We start from the raw sequence: 7,291 nt of genomic DNA on the forward strand, positions 1-7,291 counted from the left end.
ACGGGGGTGTGGCTCACCACGTCGAGGAGTTGCCTGTGCGACCAGACGTCGTGCTCCAGCGGCGCGACGTTGAGGTCGCCCACCAGGATCGCCGGGCCGGACACCCGCCGCCCGCCCCAGGCGCGCAGATCGCGCAGGAAGTCGAGCTTGTGCGCGAATTTCGGGTTGAGCGCGGTGTCGGGCACGTCGCCGCCGGCCGGCACGTAGAAGTCGTGCAGTACGATGCCGGCCGCCGCCCCCGCCTCGGGGCCGAGCACCGCCGAGATGTGGCGCGCGTCCGCCCGCTCGCAGAAGCGCATCACGTCGCGGGTCAGCAGCGGGAACCGCGAGAGGATCGCAACGCCGTTGTAGCCCTTCTGGCCGGCGAAGACGACGTGCTCGTAGCCGGAGCCGCGCAACGCCTTCAGCGGGAAGGCGTCGTCCGGGCACTTGGTCTCCTGAAGGCAGAGCACGTCCGGCTTCGCCTCGGCAAGGAAGCGCAGCACGTGGTCGATGCGCAGGCGCACCGAGTTGATGTTCCAGGACGTGACGGTGAGGCGCAACGGAGCCGCTCGCGTTGTTCGGGGAAGGGTGCCGCGCCGCGATAGCGCGATTCGGCGGCCGTTTCATCGCCGCGGATCGGGACGCCGCGGAATTGCCGTGCTCCGCGGCGAACGAAGGGCTATGTCCCCGCGGACTTCGCAAAGACCTGCCCCCGAGAGATCTGCTTCCGAGAGATCTGCCCCCGAGAGACCCTGGCCCTTGTCGCGCTTCCGCTCCATCCTCTTCAACGCCTACTGGGCCGCCTGGACGGCCCTGTTCCTCGCCCCGCTCGCCGTGCTCGCGGCCTCCGGCTCGCCGGTCCGGCCGATCCGGGCGGCGACGCGCCTGTGGGCGCGGGGCATCCTGTTCGGGTTGGCGCAGATCTGCGGCCTGCGCTACGTCGAGGAGGGGCGCGAGCGCATCCCGGCCGAGCCCTGCCTGATCGTCGCCAACCACCAGTCGGCCTGGGAGACGCTGGCCTTCCTCATCCTGGTGCCGGACGTGGCGATCATCGCCAAGCGCGAACTGGTCGCGATCCCCGTGGTCGGCTGGTTCCTGCGGCGCTCGCCGATGATCATCATCGACCGCGCCAACGGCACCCAGGCGCTGCGCACGATGATCGACGAGAGCCGGGCCGCGGTGGCGGACGGGCGCTCGGTGCTGATCTTCCCCGAGGGCACGCGCGGGACGATGGCCGAGCCGCTGCAGTTCAAGCGCGGCGTCGAACTGCTTTACGGGCGGCTCGGCCTGCCGGTGCTGCCGGTGGCGGTGAATTCCGGGCTGTACTGGCCGACCGGCTCCTCGACGCGGGCCGGCACCGTGACGGTGAGCTACCTCGCCGCCCTGGCGCCGGGCCTGCCGGCGGCCGAGTTCATGCGCGGCACCGAAGGCGCGATCGACCGCGAACTCGACCGCTGGCGGGCGGAGCCCGCGCTGAGGCCGGCGTGACCGCGGTTCAGTCGACCGCGCCGTAATAGGTGAAGTGCTTCCTCACCGGCTCGATCACGTCCCAGGTCCCCGAAAAACCCTTCGGCGTGACGAAGGCGTCGCCCGCGCGGTAGGTCCTCGACACGCCCTCGGCGTCGGTGACGATCACCACGCCCTCCAACAGGTGGATGAACTCGTCGCGCCCGAAATCGATACGGAACTTGCCCACGCGGCAGGTCCAGATCCCGGCGGCGAAGAGCTTGTCCGGGCTCTCGTATACGTAGGTCGCGGTCTGCTCCGGGCGCCCCGAGAGGATGCACGACCGCTCCGGCCAGTACGTCGCGGCGGCCGGCTGGACGACCGGGAAGTCGACGTTCCGCCTCACCGGTCCGTCGAGGACCGGCGGCGGCGGCGCGGCCGGCCTCCGGAAGGCCGGCATGCTGCCGGCGAAGGCGAGCATCGGCCCGGCTAGGGTGTGGAGAAGCCTGGCGATTTCCATGTCGATCCCCCTCGGAGCGCGACGACGCGGAGCCGACGGAACCGGCCCGCGCCGGCCGGAACGGATGATGTCCGGTCGAAGCCGCGTCAGGATATGGCAGATCGGTTTGTTGCCAAGTTTTTCCGAGGTGCGAAGGACAGACTTCGAGCCGCTTGCAGCCCTTGTTCCCCAGTTCCATGCGCTAAGGGTTAAGAAAACTTCGCGGCGTGCCGTCTCGCGAATTCTGGAATCGACCGGTGTTTCGCCTCAGGGCGTCTGCGACTGTCGGATCCGCTCCTGCATCGCCTTGTCCTCGGGGCGCCCGTAATTGATGAAGAACAGGTTGCCGTCCACCGCCTTGCCCTTCTGCAGGTTTGAGAGCTGCACGGTGGTGAGGTAGCCCTGCGGATCGGTGATGCGCCACTGGCTCAGCACCTTCACGTCGGCGTCGAAGAACAGCTGGATCCTCGACGTGCCGCCGAGCGTCGCGCGGTCCTCCAGGCTGATGCGGATCCCGCCGGGATCGTTCGACACGTCGCTCACCGCGAGGTCGCGGGCGAGGTCGATCTTCTCGCGCAGCAGGAATTTCAGAGGCGTCTGCGCGATGAAGTACAGGTCCTGGGTCGCGAGCTTGCGGTCGCGCACCGCCACCGAGGTACCGTCGGCGACGACCTCCAGCGGCGAAGGCTGATCGTAGTCGAAGCGGAGCCGCCCCGGCTTGGCGATGAACAGCTTGCCGCCGATCCGGCGCCCGTCCGCCGCGATCTGGAGGAACGTGCCGGTGAGCGTCGTCATGCCGTTGAAGTAGGCGTTAGCCTGGGCGAGCACGGTCGCCGCATCCGGCGGCTCGGCGGGCGAAGCGGCCTGCGCGGCGGCCGGCGCGCCGACGGCGGCGACCTTCGCCTCCGGGGACACGGGCTTGGCCGCGCCCGGCTTAAGGCTGCCGGTCTTCTCGGTGGGATGCGCCTTCGCGTCCTTGCCCGCGTCCTTCGTCGTGTCCTTGCCGGCCCTGGCGACGGGCTTCTTCGCGGGGGCCGGCGGCGGCGCGGCTTCGGGCTCCGGGGCGGGGGCCGGCTGCTCCTTGCGGCCGAACAGGCCATCGAGGAAGCTGCTGACCTGGGCGTCGGCCGGCGCGACCGGGGCGAGCCAGGCCCCGAGGACGAGCAGGGAGCCGGCGAGGCGGGTTCGGCGGCCGAGCATGGCGGGAAATCTCCTGGGCGGCCGGGCACGGCGTTCGATGAGGCCCGCTTAGAGCCCCGCCCTGTGGCGAAGATGCGACGCCGGGCCGAAAACGGACCGGCCGCGCTGGCGATGAGCGGCGCTTCCGGATCGACGGATCGATCCGGAAGCGAGAGCCTCACGCGTCGTCGTACATCGCGGCGGCGTGGGGGGCGCCCTCGACCAGGATCTCGCGCTTTCCGGCGTGGTTGGCCTCGCCGACGATGCCCTCGACCTCCATCCGCTCCATGATCGAGGCGGCGCGGTTGTAGCCGATCTGGAGGCGGCGCTGGATGTAGCTCGTGGACGCCTTGCGGTCGCGAAGCACCACCTGGATCGCCTGCTCGTAAAGGTCGCCCGCTTCGCCGCCCGAGGCCGCCACGAACGCGCCGACGTCGAAGACCGGCAGGTCGGCCTCCTCGGCCTCCGCCTCGACAGCCTCCGGCTTTCCGGGCTTGCCCTTGCCCTTGGGCGCGTCCTCGGCGGCCTCGTCGGCGGTGACGGCGTCGAGGTAGGCCGGCCGGCCCTGGCGCTTCAGGTGCGCGACCACGCTCTCCACCTCCGCATCCGAGCAGAACGGGCCGTGCACGCGCGTCGTGCGCCCGCCGCCGGCCATGAACAGCATGTCGCCCTGGCCGAGCAACTGCTCGGCGCCCATCTCGCCGAGGATCGTGCGGCTGTCGATCTTGCTCGTCACCTGGAAACTGATGCGGGTGGGGAAGTTCGCCTTGATCGTCCCGGTGATCACGTCAACCGAGGGACGCTGCGTCGCCATGATCAGGTGGATGCCGGCGGCGCGTGCCATCTGCGCCAGCCGCTGGATCGCGCCTTCGATGTCCTTGCCCGCCACCATCATCAGGTCGGCCATCTCATCGACAACGATCACGATGTAGGGCAGCGCCGACAGGTCCATCTCCTCGTTCTCGTACACCGCCTCGCCGGTCTGACGGTCGAAACCGGTCTGGACCGTGCGGGTGATGGTCTCGCCCTTCGCGCGCGCCTCGGCCATCCGGGCGTTGTAGCCGTCGATGTTGCGCACCGCGATCTTGGACATCTTCTTGTAGCGTTCCTCCATCTCGCGCACGGCCCACTTCAGAGCGATCACCGCCTTCTTCGGATCGATGACCACGGGCGAGAGCAGGTGCGGGATGCCGTCGTAGACCGAGAGTTCGAGCATCTTCGGATCGACCATGATCAGCCGGCATTCCTCCGGCTTCATGCGGTAGAGCAGGCTGAGGATCATGGTGTTGATCGCCACCGACTTGCCCGAGCCGGTGGTGCCGGCGACCAGCAGGTGCGGCATGCGCGCGAGGTCGGCGATGATCGGCTCGCCGCCGATGTTCTTGCCGAGGCACAGCGCGAGCTTGTGCTTGCTCGCGGAGAAGTCGGGCGCGGACAGAAGCTCGCGCAAGAAGACCGTCTCGCGGATCTCGTTCGGCAGTTCGATGCCGATGACGTTGCGGCCGGGCACCACCGCGACGCGGGCGGAGACGGCCGACATCGAGCGGGCGATGTCGTCCGACAGTCCGATGACGCGGCTCGACTTGGTGCCCGGCGCCGGCTCCAGTTCGTAGAGCGTCACGACCGGGCCGGGGCGGACCGCGAGGATGTCGCCGCGAACGCCAAAGTCCTGCACGGTCTGCTGGAGGTTCAGCGCGTTCTGCTCCAGCACGTCGGCATCGACCTCCGGACTCTCGCCGGGCACGGGCATGGCGAGCAGGTCGAGGGCAGGTAGCTCGTAATCGGCGTTCTCGACCGCGGCGATGGCGAGGTGCCGGCCGGCCGCGATCATGTGCGGGCGCGCGACCAGCGGCGTCGCCGGGGCAGCGACGGGCACGGGCAGGGGCACGGGCAGGGGCGCCTCGAAGACGATGGGCTCGATCGCCGCGATCTCGACCGGCTCGGGCCTGGCGACGGGCACCGCCTCCACCGGCTCGGGCACCGGCGCGGCCCTGCCGCGCAGCAGGACCGGGCGCGGGGCGATCGGCACGATCGCTTGCGCGGGTGCGGAGGTCGGCATCCCCTGCATCGGCTCGCCGACGACGAAGGTCTGCGCGAAATCCGCGGCGACCGGTTCGGCGAGACCTGCGTCGAACGCGGCCGGGATCTCGGCCGGCGACACGGCGGTCGGCGCACCGGGTTCCGGCGTCCTGGCCGGGCGGATCGCGGCACGCGCCGCCATCGCGGACAGCGCCGGGCGAGGGCGGATCGCGGCGGTCGCCGGCGCGGCCGGCGAGGGGAGGGGGGTGGTGCCGGGGCCGAACACCAGCGAGAGCGCGGGCCGTGCGGGGCCCGCGACCGGGGCGGGCTCGGGCTCGGACGGCACCTCGACCGCGGCGGCTTCCGCAACGCTCGTGTTGTCCTGGCCGTCCGCCGGTCGCAGCGGGCGGTCGAAGCGCGCGAGGCGGTCGAGGACGTGGACCGGCGCGGGCGGCGGCGGGCGCACTGTCGCGATGTCGACCAGCGTCGCGACGGTGAGGCATTCGGCACCCGGTGCCGCGGCGACGGCAAGCTCGGCCGCCGCGGGCGCGGCGATCGCGTCGGCCGCACGTCCCGAGGCGGCCTCGGCCTCCAGCGCCGCCCAGGCCTCGACGGACGACCAGTCGCCGGCCTCGAACCAGGGCCGGACGTCGGACCAGTTGGGCAGCTCCGACAGGTCTCGGGCTTCCGCCGGAACCGCCGGCGCGGGCGCCGTCCCGGCGGAGAGCTCGACCGCGGGGCGGGACGGGCGCCGGTCGGGCGTGCGGAAGAACCGGACGCCGGGCGGCGCGACGAAGGGCTGGCGCCAGAGCGGCAGCGGGGCGCCCGGGGGGGCGATCTCGGCCTCCGCTGCGCGCTCGGCCTCCGTGGCAGCCTCGGCATCCGCCCGCTCGCGGGCGTCGCGGAGCGCGGCATCCCGCGCGGCCTCGGCGGCGACCGCTGCGGCGCCTGCCTCGGCCCGGGCCTGCTCCACGGCCGTGCGCTCGGCCTCCAGCGCCCGCTGGCGGCGCTCCTGGAGGATGGTGTCGGGGGTGCGGGTGTAGCGCACGGCGGATGGGGCGACCCCTTGCGCCGGCATCGGCCGCGCCGCGCCGCGGGGCCGGTCGATGTCGTCGGGCGTGATCGCGGCGGGCCGGCGCGGCGAGCGGACGAGTACGCCCGGCGACGAGGCGGAGGCGTCGATCCGGCTCTCGGGGCGGAGGGCGTCCAGCATGTCGAGGCTCGCCCGGTCGTCGAAGACGTGGTCGGGCCAGCCCTGCGCGAAGACCGCATCCGCGTCGGCGCGGGCATCGGTCCATCCGCGCGGTGCCGCCCCGGTGCCGCGCCCGAGCAGCGCGTTCGGCGGGGTGAGCCAGCTCGGCGCGGGCCGGGTGCCGGCGATGGCGTAGCTCGGGCGCGGCGTGCCGCCGACCAGCCGGCGGGTCAGGCTCGCGCGCAGCGCCATCAGCCGGTGCGCCAGCGCGCCGAGCGTCAGGCCCGGGCGGTCGCCGCCGCGGCCGGGGCGAGAGGGGTCGCGATGAGAATAGGGAGGCCGGCCCGATGCGCGCATGGATTCTCAGGACACTCGAAACACGAAACGCCGCCTCGCCGGGAGCGGTCGATCGGAGTTAGGCCGATCGTCGTTAACAGAGCCTTGAAACGGCCTCGCGCCGGCCGCTGGAGGGCAGGGCCGACACCGGGTAAACTGCCTGCGATTCCTCCTTCGCGCGGGTCGGCAAGTCCTTGGCACAACCCCTTCTCCCGGCAGGTTTCCGGTCGCTCTACGCCCACGGCTTCGCCCGCGTCGCCGCCTGCACCGGCCGCAGCCATCCGGCCGAACCGGAGCGCAACGCCGACGCGATCCTGCGCCTCGCGGAGGAGTGCCACGGGAAGGGCGCCGTGCTGGCGGTGTTCCCGGAACTCGGCCTGTCGGCCTACGCGATCGAGGACCTGCTGCTCCAGGCGACCCTCCTCGACGCGGTCGAGGCGGCGGCCGCGCGGCTGATCGCGGCCTCGGGCCGGCTGCGCCCGCTCCTGCTCGTGGGCGCCCCCGTGCGCTGGCGCGACCGGATCTACAACGGGGCGCTGGCGATCCAGGGCGGGCGCCTCCTCGGCGTGGTCCCGAAGATCCACCTGCCGAACTACCGGGAGTTCTACGAGAAGCGCCACTTCGCCTCCGGCGCCGGC

6 protein-coding genes are annotated in these 7,291 nt (G+C 72.1%); 2 read left to right on the forward strand and 4 right to left on the reverse strand.

Translation table 11 applies throughout. The features are described from left to right. A partial coding sequence (locus tag ACFE86_RS20230; protein ID WP_375457119.1) for an exodeoxyribonuclease III occupies nt 1–542 on the reverse strand: 542 nt, incomplete at its 3' end. A gap of 199 nt (nt 543–741) precedes the next feature. Between ACFE86_RS20230 and ACFE86_RS20235 the strand changes: the two genes are divergently transcribed. After that, complete coding sequence (locus ACFE86_RS20235; RefSeq protein ID WP_375457120.1) at nt 742–1,470, forward strand: lysophospholipid acyltransferase family protein; 729 nt, start codon at nt 742–744, stop codon at nt 1,468–1,470. Nucleotides 1,471–1,477: 7 nt separating this feature from the next. Here ACFE86_RS20235 and ACFE86_RS20240 read toward each other — a convergent pair whose 3' ends face one another. The 3 genes from ACFE86_RS20240 to ACFE86_RS20250 all read right to left on the reverse strand — a co-directional run bounded on the left by ACFE86_RS20240 (nt 1,478) and on the right by ACFE86_RS20250 (nt 6,569). Then, nucleotides 1,478–1,948, reverse strand: a complete 471-nt coding sequence (locus tag ACFE86_RS20240; protein WP_375457121.1) for a cupin domain-containing protein — start codon at nt 1,946–1,948, stop codon at nt 1,478–1,480. A 246-nt stretch (nt 1,949–2,194) separates the two neighbouring features. Beyond that, nucleotides 2,195–3,127, reverse strand: a complete 933-nt coding sequence (locus tag ACFE86_RS20245; protein WP_375457122.1) for an outer-membrane lipoprotein carrier protein LolA — start codon at nt 3,125–3,127, stop codon at nt 2,195–2,197. Between the two features lie 157 nt (nt 3,128–3,284). Continuing rightward, nucleotides 3,285–6,569, reverse strand: a complete 3,285-nt coding sequence (locus tag ACFE86_RS20250) for a DNA translocase FtsK (protein WP_375457124.1) — start codon at nt 6,567–6,569, stop codon at nt 3,285–3,287. A 278-nt stretch (nt 6,570–6,847) separates the two neighbouring features. On the opposite strand from ACFE86_RS20250, the gene ACFE86_RS20255 reads away from it, so the two are divergent. Next, a partial coding sequence (locus ACFE86_RS20255) for a nitrilase-related carbon-nitrogen hydrolase (RefSeq protein ID WP_375457123.1) occupies nt 6,848–7,291 on the forward strand: 444 nt, incomplete at its 3' end.

The sequence above is a fragment of the uncultured Methylobacterium sp. genome (assembly GCF_964244095.1).
Lineage (GTDB): Bacteria > Pseudomonadota > Alphaproteobacteria > Rhizobiales > Beijerinckiaceae > Methylobacterium.

What these genes read in the sequence shown, in the direction of transcription:
- ACFE86_RS20240 (WP_375457121.1), bottom strand. Translation starts at nt 1,948, where the DNA reads ATGGAAATCGCCAGGCTTCTCCACACCCTAGCCGGGCCGATGCTCGCC.
- ACFE86_RS20245 (WP_375457122.1), bottom strand. Translation starts at nt 3,127, where the DNA reads ATGCTCGGCCGCCGAACCCGCCTCGCCGGCTCCCTGCTCGTCCTCGGG.
- ACFE86_RS20250 (WP_375457124.1), bottom strand. Translation starts at nt 6,569, where the DNA reads ATGGCGCTGCGCGCGAGCCTGACCCGCCGGCTGGTCGGCGGCACGCCG.